The sequence below is a fragment of the Enterococcus sp. AZ088 genome (assembly GCF_051714845.1).
Taxonomy (GTDB): domain Bacteria; phylum Bacillota; class Bacilli; order Lactobacillales; family Enterococcaceae; genus Enterococcus; species Enterococcus faecalis.
The window spans coordinates 2,263,230-2,281,574 of record NZ_JBIOSQ010000001.1 but is presented as its reverse complement, the minus strand read 5'-3'; the positions used below and the strand labels follow the sequence as shown (position 1 = coordinate 2,281,574).

Genomic DNA, 18,345 nt, shown 5'->3' with positions numbered 1-18,345 from the left:
CAATTTTTGCTGAGCCAGTCGGTACAAGGTCTAGTTCCACTTCGTCAAACCTATTGCCATCAACTGGTATCCCAAAGTAAATGGTAGATGGTCCAGTTCTACTTTCATAGACTATTATCTATTAGTATACCTAAATTTCTATTTAATTCGTAATGACTGACCAGGATAAAAAACAGAAGTTTCAATGCCTGGATTTAATGCTAATAATTCTTCTAAGGTTAAACCATTTCTTTCGGCTAACTGTCGCCCACCTTCACCACTTCGTACCGTATCGTATATAGGTTGGTCTGATTTAGAATTTTGTATTTGTTCACGAGAATCAGAGTTTTGTGGTGGTTGCTGTTCAGATTGTTCAAAAACTTGTTGAGTTTGATTATTTCTTTCAATTAATTGTTCCAACGTAATATTACCTAGATAAGTGTATATTTGTCCATTAACAGTTAAAGTACCATCATTATTTTTCGTTACTGTTCGGGGCGTATTATTCAAAAGAAACGTCATTATTTGATTACCATTCTCATCCACAGAAAAACTTACATTTTGAAGAGGAACATTCGATTGAGTTATGCTAGTGAGTGTTCCGTCAGCATTTATAAAAAATAAGTTATCACTTTGAGGAATACCCCAACCGCCTATAAAATCAGCTAAGCTAACTTGTGGTAGCGGTTCTTTAGTAGTAGATGAAGAGGTAGATTGGTTTGTTTCAGATGAGACGTTTTGATAATTAGAGCTGGTTTCTTCCGTTTTATCTTTTTGAGTGGAAGAATCAATACTTTTCTTTGTGTAAGGTTTCAAAACTAGTTTTGTTTGGTTATCAGAATTGTTTATCTTAGTAGGAGTGAAAAGTAGATTTTGCTTTTCTTTTTTTATCTTGTAAGCTACTTCTTTTCCTTCATTTTTCCAACGAATTTGATTGTTTTTTAGATGGTATTTGACTTTGTATTCTATTTTATTTGCAATTTGTTTACCTAATTCTTCGCCTGCTTTTTCCAAATCATTTTTTGCAGTTGATGTGTGTTCATCTGTATTGATTTTGAAAGTAGCGGTATCTTCGCTGAATGATACAATCATTACTACTTCATCAACGTTGGAGTTTACGGCCCACTCGTTTGCCATTAGCTCTTTTGTGGTCACTTTATTTCTGCAAGAAGTAAGGGTCAGTAAGGATAAAAAAACAATCAACCCCAGTAAACTTTTTTTCATTTTTAACTCAATCCTCTTTTCTATTTTACTGTTTTTTTGTATCTTCGAATCTCTCTCAACCCCAGCCAACCACTCGCTGATAACAAGTACCAAAACGGCATAAACTGGATTAGATAGCGAGAGCGGCCGCCTTCAAAGAGCAATAAATACAGAATAGCTCCAATGAAAGCTAATTTTAAAATCGCGTAGTTATTTTTTGAATCTTTTAGAGGGATACTGAACAATAGACCTAGTAATGTGAGTAAATAGAAAAAATGCATATAAATTCGTAGATAGTTACTTTTGGGATTTTGCGGATAATACAGTGACCGCAAGTGTTCTTGCCAACGATTTTTAGAAGGTGTTTCTGGGATTAAATCACCGCCATCCCAACCCCAGTCAAAATCACCATTGGCAGTATTATGACGATTTTTTTGAGCCAGAAAACGGAGATAACCGAAGAATCCTTTATTTTTTAAACGGTCTTGAATCGTTTTTATGGTATAAGCTTTTTTGGCTTTTTGTGTAGGCAACTGATTTACTGCTTGTGTATCTGCATCATTGTAACCGCCAGTTCCAGTCAAACCCATCATTACAAAAAGTGTCCAAGGTTTGGCTTGTTCTTTATCGATTTCCGTAATCGTTTGTTTTTCCACAAAAAATTGAAAACTATAATATGCGCTGGCGAAACCAGTCAGTAAAAAGAGAGCAACCACGGTTAATTTTACGATAGACTGTTTGTTCCGATTTACTAAAAGAAGTTGCAGCACTTTGATACAACTAAATGCAATAAAAAAGATAATAGACGAAGGTTTCATTAAAAAACACCAAGCTAGGCCAATTCCAATAAACAGTAATAAACAATATTTTATGAAGGGATGGGAAACTTGGTCAAAAAGGCTATATGCAAAAAAAACTAGGTTGATGAACAATAAGACGGCCGTATCTGTATAAGGCGTTAGTAACCATGGAGACAATCCGAAAGAAAGAAAAAATAAACTATAAGCAACGAAGGCCGTTAATGGATTAAAGACACGTTTAGAGGCATGATAAAAGAGAAATAAACTGCTATTAATAAACAAGCAATTAACCACTTGCCAACTAAACCAAGTATTGCTCCAGCTCTCTGTTACATCAATGAAACGCAAAAATTTATTCAGGTAATACATCATGAAAAAGAAAAATTCGTTATTGGGGTTTAAAGAAAGTACGATTTTTGAATAATCCTTATTTTCAGTGGTAATACTATGAAAGTTGTCAAAAACATCCCAGCCAATCGGCACAGTAATCTGCGTCAGGAGTAAAAGTTGTAGTAAAAATAAACTGATCAAACTACCAATAATAACCATACGATCATGGGTTTTTATTAAGTGCCAGAGCGCTTGAATCTTAGTGTAAAGAAATTTTTTGTTTTTATAAATAATCAACAATAGAATAATTAATAGAGGAAGTAAAACAAGCAAGTGCTTAGGCTTTTCCCAAAGAATTTTTACCAGAGAATAGGGAGAGTTAATTGCGCCGTAAAAGACAAATAAAATAAAAAAAGTAAAAATATAATTTTCTAGATTCAGAATCCGTTTAAAAGTAGCCATATTTTCTCCTTCCATTTTTTTAGCTAGACTAGCTCTTATTTTATCATAAAGATTTTAAAATAAGAAAAAAGCCCTTCTTTTAAAAGAAAGGCTTAAAACTTTTCCTTACTTCACTTCTTTGTAACGGAAGAAGAAGCGTAAGACGCTATTTTGGCTAGTTGTTGTTAGTTTATCTGTCGGTAAGACTGTTAGTAAGAAGAAAAACAGACTAATCACAAGAGTGAAAAATAAGAAGACGGGACTGCCACCTGTTATCACAGTATCTGTTTGAACATCATATTTCAGTGTTGACATAACAGAGAAAACTTGTGTATAGCTACAGGCAATAGAAAGTAGATATAAAACAAGCACGCCCCAACCTGTCATCCCAGCATCACGATACCGACGGACACACATTGCCCACGTTGGTAATAATAAAGCTAACCATAAAACAAGTGCAAAAAGCATCAACGGTAATAAGTTCCCAAAATCATAGGTTTCAAAATATTCAGCTGCTAAAATTGCTGACACGGCTTTGCCGACAATGGCAATATAAAAAATAAGTGCTAAAATGCTTAATACCAATGTCATCCACCAATAACCAGCACGTGTGGTCCGACCTTTAAAATCAACATATCCACGAAAATAATCTTTAAAAGCTTGTCCAAATGTTACTTTGCCTTTTTCCTCAATTTTAACCATAAAAACACCCCTTTGTATTTAATAAAATGATTATAACGGAAAGTAATAAAATAGGAAAATGCGAATTCGCATATTTTGTGATTTTTTTGATAAATCATATAAAGAGCAGGTTTTATCAAAAAACGGTAAAATAAGAGAAGATATTTTATAATGGAGGAATCATGAATGAAAATCAGTATTAGACATCGCTACATAGCAAAAATTCCAGCATTAGAAGTGACAACAGAAGAGCAAAAAAACGAAGCATTACCTTTAATTGTTTACTATCATGGTTGGCAATCAGCTAAAGAATTATCTTTAACACAAGCAAGAAAATTAGCACACGAGGGGTTTCGGGTCATTTTACCAGATGCCATGAACCATGGAGAAAGAAAAACAGGACCTATTTCCACGATTCCTTCGATTACATTTTGGAGTAGCATTCAATATAATTTGATTGAATTTCCAGTAATTACCCATCATTTTCATAAATTAGGGTTGATTAAAGAAAATTGGATTGGCGTGGGTGGTGTATCCATGGGCGGTATTACTACTAGCGCTCTTATGACTCAACATCCTGAGATTCAAGCTGCTGCTTGCTTAATGGGAACACCCTATCCGGTGCGCTATATTCAGCGAGTGATTCAACGGGCGAAAGAATTTGCTATTTTTGTACCTAAAGACTTGCCGCTGTTGCTAAGTTGGGTGCATCAATACGATTTATCACAAACGCCAGAAAGACTGCAAGAACGACCGATGCTGTTTTGGCATGGAACGGAAGATGAAAAAATTCCCTATGAAGACATGGCTGATTTTGAACAATTAGTGTCTGGGAAAACGTATGCGAGAAATACGCAATTTATAACGGAAATCGGTGAGCGGCATTTAGTGAAAGGAGAAACAATGGATTTGGTTGTTGACTTTTTTAAAGAAGCGTCAAAAACGTTAGAAAAATAACGGGATTTTTCAAAGAGAAAAGGGGAATCAGCTTGTTTTTTAAGAACACTTTCTATAAACTTAACAGAAAAGGGGTTGAAGGTGTACATGGAGAAAAACAAGTTGAGAAAAGTGGGCTTAACTGCCCTGGAATGGCTAAAACAACATCCAGAAATTAAACAACATAAAGAATCAAGTCTCTATGAACAGTTGTTTGCTAGTCAGCAATGGCAACAAGCACAAACAATCGGAATGATTCGGTCGTTACCGCTAGAATTATCAACACAGCCAATTTTCGAACGGGCCATGCAAGAGGGCAAGCAAGTGGCGGTGCCGCGAACATTTAAAGGAGGCAAAATGCACTTTTATCAAGTCTTTCCAGAGACGGTTTATGACACCAGTGCATTTGGCGTGGAAGAACCTCCGTTAACAGCGGCAGAAATAACAGCTACAGCGATTGATTTATTGATTGTGCCAGGGATTGTTTTCAATCGTGCTGGCTATCGAATAGGCTTCGGCGGTGGTTTTTATGATCGTTATTTGGAACATTTTTCGGGCCATTCATGTAGTTTAGTTTTTAGTGAACAACTCCATGAACAATGGCAACCAGAAGCGTTTGATCAGCCAATCGAACAATTATTTATACAATAGGAGGAATGGAATGAATTATCAAACAGAAATGAAATTGAAACGGCTAAAAAATCAGCCGTTCATTACGTATGCCCTTTTGGGTATTTCAATCATTGTTTTCCTTGGATTGGAATTAACTGGAGGATCAGAAAATATTTTAAACTTAGTTAATTGGGGGGCAATGGTTCGTCCACTGGTAGCTCAAAATCATGAATACTGGCGGTTTATCACGCCAATGTTTCTTCATATTGGGTTTATGCATATTATTTTGAATATGGTTACTCTTTATTATATCGGCGCACAGGTTGAGGCAATTTATGGGCATTGGCGCTATTTGGGAATCTATTTATTGAGTGGGGTTGCTGGAAATATCGCCAGTTTTGCCTTTGGGACACCCAACAGTGTCTCAGCGGGTGCTAGTACAGCGCTTTTTGGTTTGTTCGGCGCATTTGTTATTTTAGGACGCCATTTTAGAGACAATCCAGCGATTATGTATATGGTGCAACGCTATTCAATGTTTATTGTGATTAATTTGTTATTTAACTTGTTTAGTAGCTCTGTAGATATGATGGGTCATGTTGGCGGTCTAATTGGTGGACTATTAGTAGCGACGGCTTTTGCTGTTCCAAATCGTGAAGAAGCATTTAATAAGCACGAGCGAATTATGGCCACGTTAATTTTTATTTTTCTTGTCGTAATTTGTCTGTTATTGGGTTTTAAAAAATACGGTTTACCTGTATAATAAGGAAGTGTTTTCGTATGGAAACGTTATATGATGTACAACAACTTTTTAAACAGTTTGGGATGTATATTTATGTCGGTGCACGGATTTATGATATTGAGTTAATGATGATTGAATTAAAAAAATTGTATGAAGGTCAATTGGTAGACCGAGATACGTATTTACAGGCCCGGCATATTTTGCAAAGAGAGCATCGAATAGAAGAATCTAGAGGGAAGCAGAAAGGAATCGACTAAATGGATAAGAAGATTATTGGGATTGATTTAGGTGGAACGACCATCAAATTTGCTATTTTAACAACCGATGGCGTTGTTCAACAAAAATGGAGTATTGAAACGAATATTTTAGAAGATGGCAAGCATATTGTGCCATCAATTATTGAAAGTATTCGTCACCGTATAGATCTTTATAATATGAAAAAAGAAGATTTTGTGGGAATTGGTATGGGAACACCAGGAAGTGTCGACATTGAAAAAGGAACTGTTGTAGGTGCCTATAATTTAAACTGGACGACTGTACAGCCTGTCAAAGAACAAATCGAATCTGCTTTAGGAATTCCGTTTGCCTTAGATAATGACGCCAATGTTGCCGCTTTAGGTGAGCGTTGGAAGGGCGCGGGGGAAAACAATCCCGACGTGATTTTTATTACTTTAGGAACAGGTGTCGGCGGAGGCATTGTTGCAGCAGGAGAGTTACTCCACGGTGTTGCTGGCTGTGCTGGTGAAGTTGGGCATGTGACGGTTGATCCTAACGGCTTTGACTGTACCTGTGGGAAACGTGGCTGTTTAGAAACTGTTTCTAGTGCCACTGGTGTCGTTCGTGTTGCACGTCATTTATCAGAAGAGTTTGCAGGTGATTCTGAACTGAAACAAGCGATTGATGATGGACAAGATGTTTCGAGTAAAGACGTTTTTGAATTTGCCGAAAAAGGCGATCATTTTGCTTTAATGGTTGTGGATCGTGTTTGCTTCTATTTAGGCTTAGCCACAGGAAACTTAGGCAACACGTTAAATCCAGATAGCGTGGTTATCGGTGGAGGTGTTTCTGCAGCAGGAGAATTTTTACGTAGTCGTGTCGAAAAATATTTCCAAGAATTTACCTTCCCGCAAGTTCGAAATAGTACAAAAATCAAATTAGCAGAGCTAGGTAATGAGGCCGGCGTCATTGGTGCCGCTTCACTAGCGTTACAATTTTCAAAAGAGAAATAGAGAGGGCTTTTTAGAATGAGTATTTTATGGGTAATCAATGGCATTTTGCTAGTTATTGTACTAGCGATGGTATTCAATGAATTATATTTGAAAATTATGGTGAAACGTTCAGCAAAAATGCTGACGGAAGAAGAATTTAAAGAAACAATGCGTAAAGCACAAGTGATTGACGTTCGCGAGAAAGATACATTTGATGCTGGACATATTTTAGGGGCGCGCAGCATGCCATACAGCATGTTAAAAACAACAATTGGTTCTCTTCGTAAGGACCAACCTGTTTATCTTTATGATCAGAAGAAAGCTTTAAGTATCCGAGCAGCTAATTTATTACGCAAAAATGGCTATACTGATATTTATATTTTAAAAGGCGGCTATGATGGCTGGACTGGGAAAGTGAAAAAGAGAAATAGTTAATAACAAAAAGAGTTGGTCTTCATTGAGACCAACTCTTTTTGTATAGGAAAGCTTAATAGAGATGTTGCTTTTTGTCAGTCCTCACTTTTTGAGCTACAATAAAGAGAAGAGGTGAAGGCAGATGATTCAAATCAAGCGAGCATATGAAGCACCGACAGAGCAAGATGGCTACCGTGTTTTAGTTGACCGTGTTTGGCCACGAGGAAAATCTAAGGAATCTGAAAAGTTAGATGAATGGCTCAAAGAAGTGGCCCCAAGTACAGAGCTACGGAAATGGTTTAATCATGAAGCAAATAAATATCCTGAGTTTAAACAAAAATACCAAGAAGAATTGAAACATGAGCCAACTGCCACAGCGTTTAAGCAGTTACAGACGATTGTAAAAAATCAGCCAGTAGTCACGCTGGTCTATGGGGCGAAAGATACAGTGCATAATCAAGCGGTTGTCTTAAAAGAATTATTAGAAAAATAGAGTAGGTGATTGGATGAAAATTGCAATTGTAGGTGCTGGACCCAGAGGCTTATCAGCTGCAGAACGAGTCATTGAATGGGCTCGTAAAACGGAAATAAATGTTCAGCTCACGTTGTTTGATCCATACGGTCCAGGTGGGAAAATTTGGCGAGCAGAGCAACCTAATTATTTATTAATGAACACCGTGATTAGTCAAGTCACTTTATTTACAGATGAATCTTTTAGTGGCGAAGGACCAATTGTCAAGGGACCCACTCTCTATGAATGGACCCAAACAGAAGCTGCGCAGTACATTCAACAGCAACAACCCTATAATTATCTTGAGTTGTTGAAAGAATGTCATCGCCTTGGACCGAATGATCACTGCTCGAGGGCTTTTTATGGCATGTACCAAAAATGGTTTTATACGTATTTAGCCACGCGATGTAACGAACAAACATCGCTGACGTTTTTTAAAGAGCCAGTAACTGCTGTACGGGTAGGAGAGGATAACTATTATGTGTACACCCAATCCATTGAGTTTACGGCAGACAAAGTAATTTTAGCCATGGGTCACCAAGAAAATGAATTAACGACTGTTGAACAAGAGCTTGCGGACTACGCCAAGGAGCATCGTTTGTTTTATTCTTCCCCTAAAAATGCGGCGGATGCTTTATTGGCACTTGCCAATATACCCGCAAAACAACCCGTTGTGTTAAAAGGCTTAGGTTTGGCATTTTTTGACTATTTATCTGCCTTGACGATTGGTCGTGGGGGTGTTTTTTCTCGTCAAAATGGCCGCTTACGTTATGAACCTTCTGGAAGAGAACCTATTATTATTGCTGGTTCTGGTCGCGGTTTTCCTTCTCATCCTCGAGGGATTAATCAAAAAGGCTACGGGGAAACCTATCAACCTGTTTTTTTAACCGAAACGTATTTAGCTGAATGTCGTAAAAAAGGACAGGTTACAGGCACAGAGTTTTTTGGGTATTTAAAAAAAGAAGTGGAATATGTGTATTACACCTGCTTAATCGAAGAAAAATATCCGCATCTTTCTAAAGAGGCCTTTCAACAGCTGTTTATTCAAACCAAGGGAGCGCCGGAAAGCCTAGCCCACTTTGAAAAACAAGATTGGTTTGATTGGCAAGCATTAGAACATCCTGAAACAAAGAAAACCACCCATGAAAGTTTTCGTTCGTTTTTACTAGAGTATTTAAAATGGGATATTCAAGAAGCAGAGAAAGGCAATCTTAGCGGTCCTTTGACCACTGCTTTAGACAGTTTAAAAGATTTAAGAGATCAGATTCGCTTTGTTTTGGATGAAGGGTTATTAACGAATGACGAGAGTCAAAAGTGGTTGTGGCATTGGTTTACCCCGTTGAATACCTTTTTGTCAGTGGGACCTTCTGTTGAAAGAACAGAAGAGCTACAGGCGTTAGTTGAACTGGGGTTAGTCACGATTCTGGGGCCAGAAATGCGTGTCGAAATGAAAGCGGGTCAATTTATTACTTATGCTAATTTGTTTCCGGAAAATCGGTATAATAGTCACTTTTTAATTGAAGCGCGCATTCCCAAAGTTAATAATGAAAAAAGTTTGAATCCTTTAACGAGGCAGTTGTTAGCCGATAAGCTAGCTACGCTCCATCAACTGGCATTAGCCGATGGTCAAATAGTCAAAACAGGCGCACTCTTGATTGTGCCTGCCACGAATCAAGTCATCACAAAAGATGGACAGGTGGCGACAGGCCTTTTTAGTTGTGGTATTCCAACAGAAGGTATTCATTGGTTAACAGCCGCTGCAGCTCGTCCTGGTGTGGATCCTTGGAATATGCGCGATATGGATCGGATTGCTGCTACTATTTTTAATAGTTAAGAAAAATAGTCAGCTCCTTTGGTAAAAAAGAAAGCATAACAAGTGGTCATCCATCGCTTTGATGGATGACCACTTGTTATGCTTAAGAGAATCAACCGAGCCAGAAGCGCTCCTGTTGATTTCTTGGCGTTAGATTTTTTATCTCAACGTCACAGCTATTTTTTAACGTGCAATACGTTTACGCATCGCTTTTTTACGGTTTTCTTCAATCATATCTTCTTTTTCTTCAATTGGATCAATGACTGTTTTTTTAATAGTTGTAGCCACACCGGCTAAAGCAGCAACTGTGATAGCAGTACCGACTAACATACCTGATACAAATTTTTTCATCGTTCATTCCTTCTTTCAAATTGTATTTGTTTCTATTATGACGGAAAAAAGCAAAAAAATCCAATAGTTACAATGATTTTTCATAAACTCTACGACTAATTTAGAGATTTGTTAAAATTTACCAAGTCTTTTCTGTATTTTTATAGGAAAAATGAATAAGGAGAAATGGCCAAATTAAATCCTGTTTACAAAATGAAATAATTCAGAAGTAAACCTTATTTAATGGTACAATAGAAAAAGAAATTAGAGAGAAAAGGGAGCGTATTTATGTCTATTTTAGTATTAGGTGGCGCAGGCTACATTGGCTCACATGCCGTCGATCAATTAATTTCAAAAGGATATGCCGTTGTGGTTGTTGATAATTTATTAACGGGGCATCGTTCAGCAGTTCATGAACAAGCGACTTTCTATGAAGGCGATATTCGTGATAAAGCTTTTTTACGTAGTGTCTTTGAAAAGGAATCAATTGAAGGGGTGTTGCACTTTGCGGCCAATTCTTTAGTAGGAGAATCCGTGGAGAAACCGTTAATGTATTTCAATAACAATGTTCACGGCACTCAAATTGCCTTGGAAGTCATGCAAGAATTCGGAGTGAAACACATTGTTTTTTCTTCCACAGCGGCCACTTATGGCGAACCAAAAGCAATGCCTATTACAGAAGAAACCCCAACGAATCCTAAAAACCCGTATGGGGAAAGTAAATTAATGATGGAAAAAATCATGAAATGGTGCGACAACGCTTATGAAATGAAATATGTTGCTTTGCGTTATTTTAATGTTGCAGGAGCAAAAAAAGATGCCTCAATTGGTGAGGATCACACGCCAGAAACGCATATTGTGCCAATTATTTTACAAGTGGCATTGGGCCAACGAGCAGAGCTAAGTATTTTTGGGGATGATTATGATACACCAGATGGCACGTGCATTCGAGATTATGTTTACATTGAAGACTTGATTGCAGCACATATTTTGGCTTTAGAATACTTGAAAAATGGCGGCGAAAGTGACGTCTTTAACCTGGGTAGCAACAACGGCTATTCTGTTAAAGAAATGTTAGATGCTGCTCGCGAAGTGACAGGTCAAGAAATTCCTGCGACAATCGCCCCACGCCGAGCAGGGGATCCTAGTACGTTAATTGCTTCTAGTGAAAAAGCCAAACGAGTTTTAGGCTGGCAACCAGAAGTAACTGAGGTCAAGGATATTATCGCCACCGCTTGGCAATGGCACCAAGCTCATCCACATGGATATCAAGAAAAGTAATAGGAGGAATGAATCGATGACCACGAGTCAAATGATTGCCGATTTTACCACACTTGCTATTCAAACAGGTGGTTGGATGGAATTGGATCGCTTATATCTTCAGAACCGTTTATTATCAATGATTGGTGAACAAGAATTAGGCGAAGTAGACATACGGCCTGTGGCAACACCCGCCGCTGATTTGACGGAACAATTGTGTCAAATTGCGAGTGCCAACCAACTTGTAAAAACAGAGCAACAAAAAGAACAGTTCATGGTGCAATTGATGGATTTGTTGACACCGCCACCTTCTGTGGTTAATGCTTTTTTTGCACAACATTATGCTAAAGAACCACAAGAGGCTACCGAGTATTTTTACCAACTTTGTCAAAAAAACGGTACGGTCATTGAACAGGAAGAACCTGTTGTTTTTTCAACAGTCTATGGTGATTTTTTAGCAAATAAGGTCCACAGTGAGGCGTCAAAAGCAACGCCCTCTGCACAAAGCTATCCCCGCTGTGAATGGTGCATGGCAACAGAAGGCTACCAGGGAAGTCAGCAATTTCCTGCGACTACGAACCATCGAGTGATTCGGATGAACTTAGATGGCGAAAGCTGGGGGTTTTCCTTTGTAAAACAGGCACAATATCAGCAACAAGGTGTGATTGCGTTTGAAAAACATCAGGCAGCGAAACGTTCAATTAAGACTTTTCAGCAATTGTTGAAAATTGTTGAGGTCTTTCCTCATTATTTTGCTGGGATTGATGCTGACTTTGAACAAAATGAGCATGTCTATTATCAAACGGGTTTGCAACAATTTCCATTAGCCGAAGCGAGCATTTCAGAATATGTTGAGTTAGCTAACTATCCTTTAATCAACGCAGGAATGGTGAATTGGCCAGTTGCGACGTTTCGCTTAGAGGGACCGAATGCGTCAGAAGTTGCCCAAGCCGCAAATGATATTTTTGAGCAATGGCAAATGCTGCAACTGCCAACGGATGAGATACAAATCGTTGCCCGACGAAAAGAACTTTTATATGTCATGGACTTAATTTTTAGTCGACCTCAAGCAAAGCTTTCGTTAACGTTAGCAGAAGTCCAAGGTTTAACGACTTGGAACAACCAGAAAACGCAGGCACTTGAAACTGTCGCTTCAGCGTATCAACAGCGATTAAAAGAAGCCAGTGCGTTTGCAGAAACAAGTGAAGGAAAAGCGGCTTTTTTAGCAATGGTTGCGCCAGTGATTCATTAAAAGAAAAAAGATGCCGAATGACTAAAAATCACGTATAATAGATAAGAATGAAAAATAAGGGAGGGTAAAAAATGGCTTATCAAGCACTTTATCGGGTCTGGCGTTCACAACGTTTCGATGACGTAGTAGGACAAAAAGCAATTACTCAGACACTGAAAAATGCGATAGTGCAAAAGAAAACATCTCATGCCTATTTATTTACTGGCCCTCGTGGTACAGGTAAAACCAGTGCCGCAAAAATTTTCGCTAAAGCGATTAACTGTAAACATAGTCAAGATGGTGAACCTTGTAATGTTTGTGAAACCTGTGTAGCCATTACGGAAGGTCGTTTAAATGATGTCATTGAAATTGATGCGGCGAGTAATAATGGCGTGGAAGAAATCCGTGATATTCGTGATAAAGCAAAGTATGCACCGACACAAGCCGAGTACAAAGTTTATATTATTGATGAAGTTCATATGCTATCAACAGGCGCGTTCAATGCACTTTTAAAAACCTTGGAAGAACCGCCACAAAATGTTATTTTTATCTTAGCAACGACTGAACCACACAAGATTCCGTTAACGATTATCTCACGGACGCAACGCTTTGATTTTAAGCGAATTAGTACGCAAGATATCGTCGATCATATGGCCCATATCATGCAGGAAATGGCTCTCGATTATGAGGAACAAGCCCTATATGTGATTGGTCGTGCTGCGGAAGGTGGGATGCGAGATGCCTTGAGTATCTTGGATCAAACGATTTCCTTTAGTGATGAAAAAGTAACACTGGAAGATGCAATGCAAGTGACAGGCAGCCTAACCTATGAAATGATGGATCATTATATTCAGTGTTGTGTCGCCGGTGATGTTGAACGAGCATTAGAAGGCTTGGAAAGTATTTTAGGCGAAGGCAAAGAAGCGCGTCGTTTCTTAGAAGATTTGTTATTATATTGTCGAGATTTGCTGATGTATCAGCAAGCACCGAAGTTATTAGCAGAAAAAGCAGGAACTTTGACAGAAGCATTTAAGGAACTAGCTACACAAACACCTGCTGAAAAAATCTACCAACTAATTCAAATTTTAAGTGACACACAAAATGAGATCCGCTTTACCAACAATGCGAATATCTATTTGGAAGTAGCCACTGTCAAATTAGCTAAAACGGTGCAACCCAATAAACACAACACGCCAGAAACAACTAATCAAGGTGGTAGTGCAGAGGAAAATCCAGAATTAGCCGATTTACAAAATCAAATCGGGCAACTGAAGAAAGAACTGGCTGAATTAAAGAAACACGGTGTAGCCGCCAAAGAAGCAGATGTGCCACGTCAACAAGCACGACCACAAGCGCTAAAAAGTTCGTTCCGTGTACCCACAGAACGGGTATATCAAGTCTTAAATGAAGCGACAAGAACACATTTAATGAATGTGAAAAATGTCTGGGAAGACTTACTGCAAACATTATCTGTGACTCAACGAGCGATGCTCAAAGCTAGTGAACCTGTCGCAGCGAGTCCTAAGGGGATCGTGGTGGCATTTGACTATGAGATTGTTTGTGCTCGTGCAACAGACGATGAAGAGATGCAGTTAGCTTTCAATAATAATTTAAGCCGTTTGATGGACTATACACCAGAGATGGTCTGCATTACTAGAGAAAGCTGGCCAAAACTAAGACAAAGTTTTATTAACCAAAATCAGGGCAGTTTGAATCATTCTGAACCTGAAAATGAAATGGCTCGTCTAGCGGACGAACCGCCTGTAACAAATGAACATTCACAAGAAAATCCAGTTGTAGATGAAGCAATCGCTATGTTTGGTGAAGAGCTTGTCGAAGTGCTAGATGATTAATACGAAGGAGTAGAGGAATTATGATGCGAGGAATGGGCAACATGCAAGGCATGATGAAACAAGTACAAAAAATGCAAAAAGAAATGGCCAAAGCGCAAGAAGCGCTAAATGAAAAAGAATTTATCGGTGAAGCAACCAATCAACTTGTGACAGCGACATTTACTGGTGATCGCACAATGAAAGATTTGACCATTAAAGAAGACGTGGTTGATCCTGAAGACGTTGATATGCTACAAGATTTAGTCATTATGGCTGTCAACGATGCGTTAGTAAAAATTGAAAAAGAAACCGAAGCAACTTTAGGTAAATACACCAAAGGAATGCCAGGATTCTAAAAAATAAGACAAACGAAAGTATGAAAAACGTCATGCCCAAAAAATCGAACTTTTTGGGCATGACGTTTTTTCTGTTTTTGTGGGAAAACTCTTTGACAATTTTAGTAGTCGCTTCCAAAAAACTATGCTATACTAAAGCCAATTGAAGAGAAACATTTGGGGTGCTATTAGCTGAGATTATACCCATGGAACCTGAAACAGTTAGGACTGGCGCAGGGAAATGTCTTGAAATTTTGACCGATTATTGCACCCAACTACGTTTATTTGTGGTTGGGTTTTTCTGTCTTTTTCAGTCGCGCCTCCTTTTGCTTCTCGCAGAAAGGAGTTTTTTTACGTGGAAAAAAATCGAATCCACAGAGTTACGTTACTAGCTTTAATGATTGCGATGGACGTCGTATTATCGCCGTTAATGCGAATTGAGGGAATGGCCCCTATGTCCAGTGTCATGAACATTATTGCCGGAGTTTTATTAGGTCCTCTTTATGGAACGCTCATGGCACTTGTCTGCGGCTTAATCCGTATGACGTTCTTAGGTATTCCGCCATTAGCGTTAACAGGTGCCGTCTTTGGCGCATTTTTTGCTGGTTTATTTTATCAATGGGGACAAAAATTAGGCTGGTCGATGCTAGGAGAAATTTTTGGGACAGGCATCATTGGCTCGTTATTGTCCTATCCTGTAATGGTTTGGTTTACTGGCAGTAAGCAGAATTTTTATTGGTTCATTTATACACCACGATTTATTGGTGCCACACTGATTGGTTCAGTGATTGCTTGGCTTGTCTTAGTAAAACTGAAAGAAACTCGGGTATTTAAACAAACACAGGAATTATTTTTGGGAGGGTACTTTTATGAAAACAAGCGTTAAGTTTGAAACGATTTTTCCACTGACAACGGCACCATTAATTCAGTGCATTACGAATGAAATTACGTGTGAGTCTATGGCGAATGCATTACTTTATATTGATGCTAAACCCATTATGGCAGATGATCCCCGGGAATTTCCGCAGTTGTTTCAGCAAACCAGTGCCTTGGTTTTGAATTTAGGCCATTTATCACAAGAACGAGAGCAAAGCTTGTTAGCAGCTAGTGATTATGCTCGGCAAGTGAATAAACCGACCGTAGTCGATTTAGTCGGTTATGGCGCCAGTGATATTCGAAATGAAGTCGGGGAAAAGCTGGTGCACAATCAGCCAACCGTTGTGAAAGGGAATCTTTCAGAAATGCGGACTTTTTGCCAGTTGGTGAGTCATGGTCGAGGAGTAGATGGCAGCCCTTTGGATCAAAGTGAAGAAGCAATTGAGGAGCTGATTCAAGCTTTACGTCAACAAACACAAAAGTTTCCCCAGACGGTATTTTTAGCAACAGGGATTCAAGATGTTTTGGTTAGCCAAGAGCAAGTGATTGTCTTACAAAATGGCGTTCCTGAGTTGGATTGTTTCACTGGCACGGGCGATTTAGTCGGCGCATTAGTTGCCGCTTTATTAGGTGAAGGCAACGCGCCAATGACTGCGGCAGTAGCCGCAGTGAGCTATTTTAATCTTTGCGGAGAAAAAGCCAAGACTAAGAGCCAAGGGCTGGCCGATTTTCGCCAAAATACGTTAAATCAGTTATCTCTTTTAATGAAGGAGAAGGATTGGTTTGAGGCGGTGAAAGGACGAGTGCTATGAGAGAGCAATTGAAAGTTTATTTGGTGACAGGCCGGTATGATTTTAGTGATACTGAATTTTTAAACCGAATTGAAACTGCTTGTCGCAGTGGAGTGACTTTGGTCCAATTGCGCGAAAAGGAAGTGTCAACACGGCGCTTTTACGAATTAGCAGTGAAAGTTAAAGCGGTAACAGATGCGTATCAGATTCCGTTGATTATTAATGATCGTGTCGATATTTGCTTGGCAGTGGATGCGGCAGGCGTGCATATAGGGGATGATGAATTACCGGTTGCTCTTGTGCGAAAACTGGTTGGGTCCACAAAAATCGTAGGTGTTTCAGCCAAAACGGTGGCACGAGGAGTTGAAGCGGAAAACGAGGGCGCCGATTATTTAGGCGTGGGCGCAATTTTCCCCACAACGACTAAGGACAGTCCGTTAACTTCTTTGCAGACACTTTCTGAAATTGCTGCAGCAGTCACGATTCCTGTTGTGGCGATTGGTGGGATCAAAGAAGAAAATATAGAACAACTTATGGGAACGGGAGTGGCTGGTGTTTCACTGGTCAGTGAAATTATGCTGGCTGAACAGATAACCGAGAAAGTCCAAGGGTTGATGCGTGTAACGGAGCGAATGTTGGAGGCGAGAAAATGACCGAATATAATTTGACCCCACAAGTAGTCACGATTGCTGGTTCTGATTCTGGTGGGGGAGCTGGCATGCAAGCAGATTTAAAAACATTTCAAGCACGGCAGGCATTTGGCTTAAATATTGTCATTGCATTGACGGCACAAAATACGTATGGCGTGCAAGATAGCTTACCGATTCCTAGTTCATTTATTGATGCACAATTTCAATCACTGGCGGCTGATTTTAAAATTGGGGCAGCGAAAACGGGGATGTTAGCAGATAGTGAGCGTGTCGAAGCTGTTGTTCGCAATTTGCAGAAAGTTGATTTTGGTCCGTTGATTGTCGATCCTGTAATGGTGGCTAAAGGTGGACATCATTTGTTAGAAGCCGAGGCAGTTCAAACGATTAAAGAGCAGCTGTTGCCATTAGCAACGGTCGTGACACCTAATTTACCAGAAGCGGAAGTTTTACTAGAGACGACCATCAAGACAGAACAAGAAATGCAGACCGCAGCAAAAAAATTACAGCAATTGGGCACAAAAAATATTATTATGAAAGGCGGACATAGCACAAATCAACAAGCGGCTGATTATGTGTTAATGGAAGACGGTTCGAGCTTTTGGCTAAGTGCACCGCGAGTTGTAACAAAAAATACTCATGGAACAGGAGATACTTTTTCAGCGTGTATCGCAGCCGAGTTAGCAAAAGGTACGCCGTTAGAAGCGGCGATTGTGATTGGCAAACAGTTTATACAAGGGGCCATTAGCCAAGCAATTTCTGTTGGACATGGCCACGGACCTACTAATCATTGGGCCCAATTAACGCAAGATATTCAAGTTATTAAAGCATAAGAAGAGCCTGGGGAAAAATCATTTTAGATTTTTCCCCAGGCTTTAAATAGCTTAAAGTTCCCTCTTAATATAGTTTATAAACGTTTTGTTCACTAATCTTCACATTTTAAATAAATTTCTTGGCCTTGTTCTTGCAAATGAGCCACGTGGGATTCTCCCCAATTACATAAGTTATCTAAGACAGCAGAGAGGCTTTGACCATAATCGCTTAAATAATATTCGACTTTTGGTGGAACTTGGTTGTAAACTTTTCGCTCGATAATGTTGTCTTCTTCGAGTTCCCGTAATTGTTGTGTCAGCATTTTTTGACTAATGCCAGTAATACCGCGTTTTAAATCGCTAGGGCGCATGGCGCCGTGCCGTAAATTACACAGAATAATTGGTTTCCATTTGCCGCCAATAACATCCATCGTTGCTTCGACACCAATCGCATATGTACGAGTTTCCAAAAAACATTCCTCCTTAATAGATTGATAATAAACAAAAGTTACTAAAAGGTACCTATGATACAAAAAAGTAGGTACTTATCAAAATTTCAATCTT

At 39.1% G+C, this 18,345-nt stretch carries 21 protein-coding genes and 1 riboswitch; of the genes, 16 read left to right on the top strand and 5 right to left on the bottom strand.

The features are described 5' to 3' along the window. Positions 1–138: 138 nt before the first annotated feature. The 3 genes from IGL17_RS10980 to IGL17_RS10970 form a co-directional block, all read right to left on the bottom strand. Positions 139–1,272: a DUF4950 domain-containing protein gene (locus IGL17_RS10980; RefSeq protein ID WP_016618026.1), complete on the bottom strand. Its 1,134-nt coding sequence runs from the start codon at positions 1,270–1,272 to the stop codon at positions 139–141. Next, on the bottom strand, positions 1,224–2,789 hold the full coding sequence (locus tag IGL17_RS10975) for a membrane protein (protein ID WP_016618025.1): 1,566 nt from the start codon (positions 2,787–2,789) through the stop codon (positions 1,224–1,226). Before IGL17_RS10975 ends, IGL17_RS10980 begins: the two co-directional genes overlap by 49 nt. Before the next feature lie 90 nt (positions 2,790–2,879). Then, entirely contained in the window at positions 2,880–3,455 is a 576-nt protein-coding gene (locus IGL17_RS10970) for a DUF805 domain-containing protein (protein WP_002356327.1), read from the bottom strand. Positions 3,456–3,620: 165 nt separating this feature from the next. On the opposite strand from IGL17_RS10970, the gene IGL17_RS10965 reads away from it, so the two are divergent. From IGL17_RS10965 to IGL17_RS10930, 8 genes are all read left to right on the top strand, one after another. Then, positions 3,621–4,391, top strand: coding sequence for an alpha/beta fold hydrolase (locus tag IGL17_RS10965; protein ID WP_016618024.1), 771 nt, complete (start codon positions 3,621–3,623; stop codon positions 4,389–4,391). An 87-nt stretch (positions 4,392–4,478) separates the two neighbouring features. After that, positions 4,479–5,021 carry a 5-formyltetrahydrofolate cyclo-ligase gene (locus IGL17_RS10960; protein WP_002394065.1) on the top strand — a complete coding sequence of 181 codons (543 nt, stop codon included), beginning with the start codon at positions 4,479–4,481 and terminating at the stop codon, positions 5,019–5,021. Positions 5,022–5,031: 10 nt separating this feature from the next. Continuing rightward, positions 5,032–5,742 (top strand): rhomboid family intramembrane serine protease, encoded by a 711-nt coding sequence (locus IGL17_RS10955; protein WP_016618023.1) that lies wholly within the window; start codon positions 5,032–5,034, stop codon positions 5,740–5,742. 17 nt (positions 5,743–5,759) lie between these two features. Beyond that, entirely contained in the window at positions 5,760–5,978 is a 219-nt protein-coding gene (locus IGL17_RS10950; protein WP_002356332.1) for a YqgQ family protein, read from the top strand. Further along, positions 5,979–6,950: an ROK family glucokinase gene (locus tag IGL17_RS10945; protein WP_002356333.1), complete on the top strand. Its 972-nt coding sequence runs from the start codon at positions 5,979–5,981 to the stop codon at positions 6,948–6,950. 15 nt (positions 6,951–6,965) lie between these two features. After that, complete coding sequence (locus IGL17_RS10940; RefSeq protein WP_002356334.1) at positions 6,966–7,364, top strand: rhodanese-like domain-containing protein; 399 nt, start codon at positions 6,966–6,968, stop codon at positions 7,362–7,364. A 121-nt stretch (positions 7,365–7,485) separates the two neighbouring features. Next, positions 7,486–7,836, top strand: coding sequence for a DUF488 domain-containing protein (locus IGL17_RS10935; RefSeq protein ID WP_002362343.1), 351 nt, complete (start codon positions 7,486–7,488; stop codon positions 7,834–7,836). Positions 7,837–7,849: 13 nt separating this feature from the next. Further along, entirely contained in the window at positions 7,850–9,688 is a 1,839-nt protein-coding gene (locus tag IGL17_RS10930; protein ID WP_016618022.1) for an FAD/NAD(P)-binding protein, read from the top strand. Positions 9,689–9,850: 162 nt separating this feature from the next. Here IGL17_RS10930 and IGL17_RS10925 read toward each other — a convergent pair whose 3' ends face one another. Further along, the gene (locus IGL17_RS10925; protein WP_002356337.1) at positions 9,851–10,018 is read right to left on the bottom strand and encodes a DUF3042 family protein; all 168 of its coding nucleotides are present in this window, start codon (positions 10,016–10,018) and stop codon (positions 9,851–9,853) included. 267 nt (positions 10,019–10,285) lie between these two features. Here IGL17_RS10925 and galE point away from each other — a divergent pair, with 267 nt between their 5' ends. From galE to thiD, 8 genes are all read left to right on the top strand, one after another. Beyond that, positions 10,286–11,278, top strand: a complete 993-nt coding sequence (galE, locus tag IGL17_RS10920; protein WP_048954346.1) for a UDP-glucose 4-epimerase GalE — start codon at positions 10,286–10,288, stop codon at positions 11,276–11,278. Further along, complete coding sequence (locus IGL17_RS10915) at positions 11,259–12,509, top strand: UDP-glucose--hexose-1-phosphate uridylyltransferase (RefSeq protein WP_016618082.1); 1,251 nt, start codon at positions 11,259–11,261, stop codon at positions 12,507–12,509. The genes galE and IGL17_RS10915 overlap by 20 nt, the downstream gene beginning before the upstream one ends. A 71-nt stretch (positions 12,510–12,580) precedes the next feature. Next, positions 12,581–14,341 (top strand): DNA polymerase III subunit gamma/tau, encoded by a 1,761-nt coding sequence (gene dnaX, locus IGL17_RS10910; protein WP_016618083.1) that lies wholly within the window; start codon positions 12,581–12,583, stop codon positions 14,339–14,341. A gap of 20 nt (positions 14,342–14,361) precedes the next feature. After that, the gene (locus tag IGL17_RS10905) at positions 14,362–14,676 is read left to right on the top strand and encodes a YbaB/EbfC family nucleoid-associated protein (protein WP_002382484.1); all 315 of its coding nucleotides are present in this window, start codon (positions 14,362–14,364) and stop codon (positions 14,674–14,676) included. Between the two features lie 147 nt (positions 14,677–14,823). Further along, positions 14,824–14,912: riboswitch (TPP riboswitch) on the top strand. A gap of 140 nt (positions 14,913–15,052) precedes the next feature. After that, entirely contained in the window at positions 15,053–15,541 is a 489-nt protein-coding gene (thiW, locus tag IGL17_RS10900) for an energy coupling factor transporter S component ThiW (protein WP_002356342.1), read from the top strand. Beyond that, positions 15,525–16,343: a hydroxyethylthiazole kinase gene (locus IGL17_RS10895; protein WP_002397896.1), complete on the top strand. Its 819-nt coding sequence runs from the start codon at positions 15,525–15,527 to the stop codon at positions 16,341–16,343. Before thiW ends, IGL17_RS10895 begins: the two co-directional genes overlap by 17 nt. After that, complete coding sequence (gene thiE / locus IGL17_RS10890; RefSeq protein ID WP_002356344.1) at positions 16,340–16,975, top strand: thiamine phosphate synthase; 636 nt, start codon at positions 16,340–16,342, stop codon at positions 16,973–16,975. Before IGL17_RS10895 ends, thiE begins: the two co-directional genes overlap by 4 nt. Further along, positions 16,972–17,802 (top strand): bifunctional hydroxymethylpyrimidine kinase/phosphomethylpyrimidine kinase, encoded by an 831-nt coding sequence (gene thiD / locus IGL17_RS10885; protein ID WP_016618085.1) that lies wholly within the window; start codon positions 16,972–16,974, stop codon positions 17,800–17,802. The genes thiE and thiD overlap by 4 nt, the downstream gene beginning before the upstream one ends. A gap of 92 nt (positions 17,803–17,894) precedes the next feature. Here thiD and IGL17_RS10880 read toward each other — a convergent pair whose 3' ends face one another. Beyond that, a complete protein-coding gene (locus IGL17_RS10880) occupies positions 17,895–18,251 on the bottom strand; it encodes a winged helix-turn-helix transcriptional regulator (protein ID WP_002356348.1) in 357 nt (118 codons plus the stop codon). Positions 18,252–18,345: the final 94 nt, after the last annotated feature.

What these genes read in the sequence shown, in the direction of transcription:
- IGL17_RS10975 (WP_016618025.1), bottom strand. Translation starts at nt 2,789, where the DNA reads ATGGAAGGAGAAAATATGGCTACTTTTAAACGGATTCTGAATCTAGAA.
- IGL17_RS10970 (WP_002356327.1), bottom strand. Translation starts at nt 3,455, where the DNA reads ATGGTTAAAATTGAGGAAAAAGGCAAAGTAACATTTGGACAAGCTTTT.
- dnaX (WP_016618083.1), top strand. Translation starts at nt 12,581, where the DNA reads ATGGCTTATCAAGCACTTTATCGGGTCTGGCGTTCACAACGTTTCGAT.
- IGL17_RS10945 (WP_002356333.1), top strand. Translation starts at nt 5,979, where the DNA reads ATGGATAAGAAGATTATTGGGATTGATTTAGGTGGAACGACCATCAAA.
- IGL17_RS10955 (WP_016618023.1), top strand. Translation starts at nt 5,032, where the DNA reads ATGAATTATCAAACAGAAATGAAATTGAAACGGCTAAAAAATCAGCCG.
- IGL17_RS10895 (WP_002397896.1), top strand. Translation starts at nt 15,525, where the DNA reads ATGAAAACAAGCGTTAAGTTTGAAACGATTTTTCCACTGACAACGGCA.
- IGL17_RS10960 (WP_002394065.1), top strand. Translation starts at nt 4,479, where the DNA reads ATGGAGAAAAACAAGTTGAGAAAAGTGGGCTTAACTGCCCTGGAATGG.
- thiE (WP_002356344.1), top strand. Translation starts at nt 16,340, where the DNA reads ATGAGAGAGCAATTGAAAGTTTATTTGGTGACAGGCCGGTATGATTTT.
- IGL17_RS10935 (WP_002362343.1), top strand. Translation starts at nt 7,486, where the DNA reads ATGATTCAAATCAAGCGAGCATATGAAGCACCGACAGAGCAAGATGGC.
- IGL17_RS10915 (WP_016618082.1), top strand. Translation starts at nt 11,259, where the DNA reads ATGGATATCAAGAAAAGTAATAGGAGGAATGAATCGATGACCACGAGT.
- IGL17_RS10940 (WP_002356334.1), top strand. Translation starts at nt 6,966, where the DNA reads ATGAGTATTTTATGGGTAATCAATGGCATTTTGCTAGTTATTGTACTA.
- IGL17_RS10950 (WP_002356332.1), top strand. Translation starts at nt 5,760, where the DNA reads ATGGAAACGTTATATGATGTACAACAACTTTTTAAACAGTTTGGGATG.
- IGL17_RS10905 (WP_002382484.1), top strand. Translation starts at nt 14,362, where the DNA reads ATGATGCGAGGAATGGGCAACATGCAAGGCATGATGAAACAAGTACAA.
- IGL17_RS10930 (WP_016618022.1), top strand. Translation starts at nt 7,850, where the DNA reads ATGAAAATTGCAATTGTAGGTGCTGGACCCAGAGGCTTATCAGCTGCA.
- galE (WP_048954346.1), top strand. Translation starts at nt 10,286, where the DNA reads ATGTCTATTTTAGTATTAGGTGGCGCAGGCTACATTGGCTCACATGCC.
- IGL17_RS10965 (WP_016618024.1), top strand. Translation starts at nt 3,621, where the DNA reads ATGAAAATCAGTATTAGACATCGCTACATAGCAAAAATTCCAGCATTA.
- thiD (WP_016618085.1), top strand. Translation starts at nt 16,972, where the DNA reads ATGACCGAATATAATTTGACCCCACAAGTAGTCACGATTGCTGGTTCT.
- IGL17_RS10925 (WP_002356337.1), bottom strand. Translation starts at nt 10,018, where the DNA reads ATGAAAAAATTTGTATCAGGTATGTTAGTCGGTACTGCTATCACAGTT.
- thiW (WP_002356342.1), top strand. Translation starts at nt 15,053, where the DNA reads ATGATTGCGATGGACGTCGTATTATCGCCGTTAATGCGAATTGAGGGA.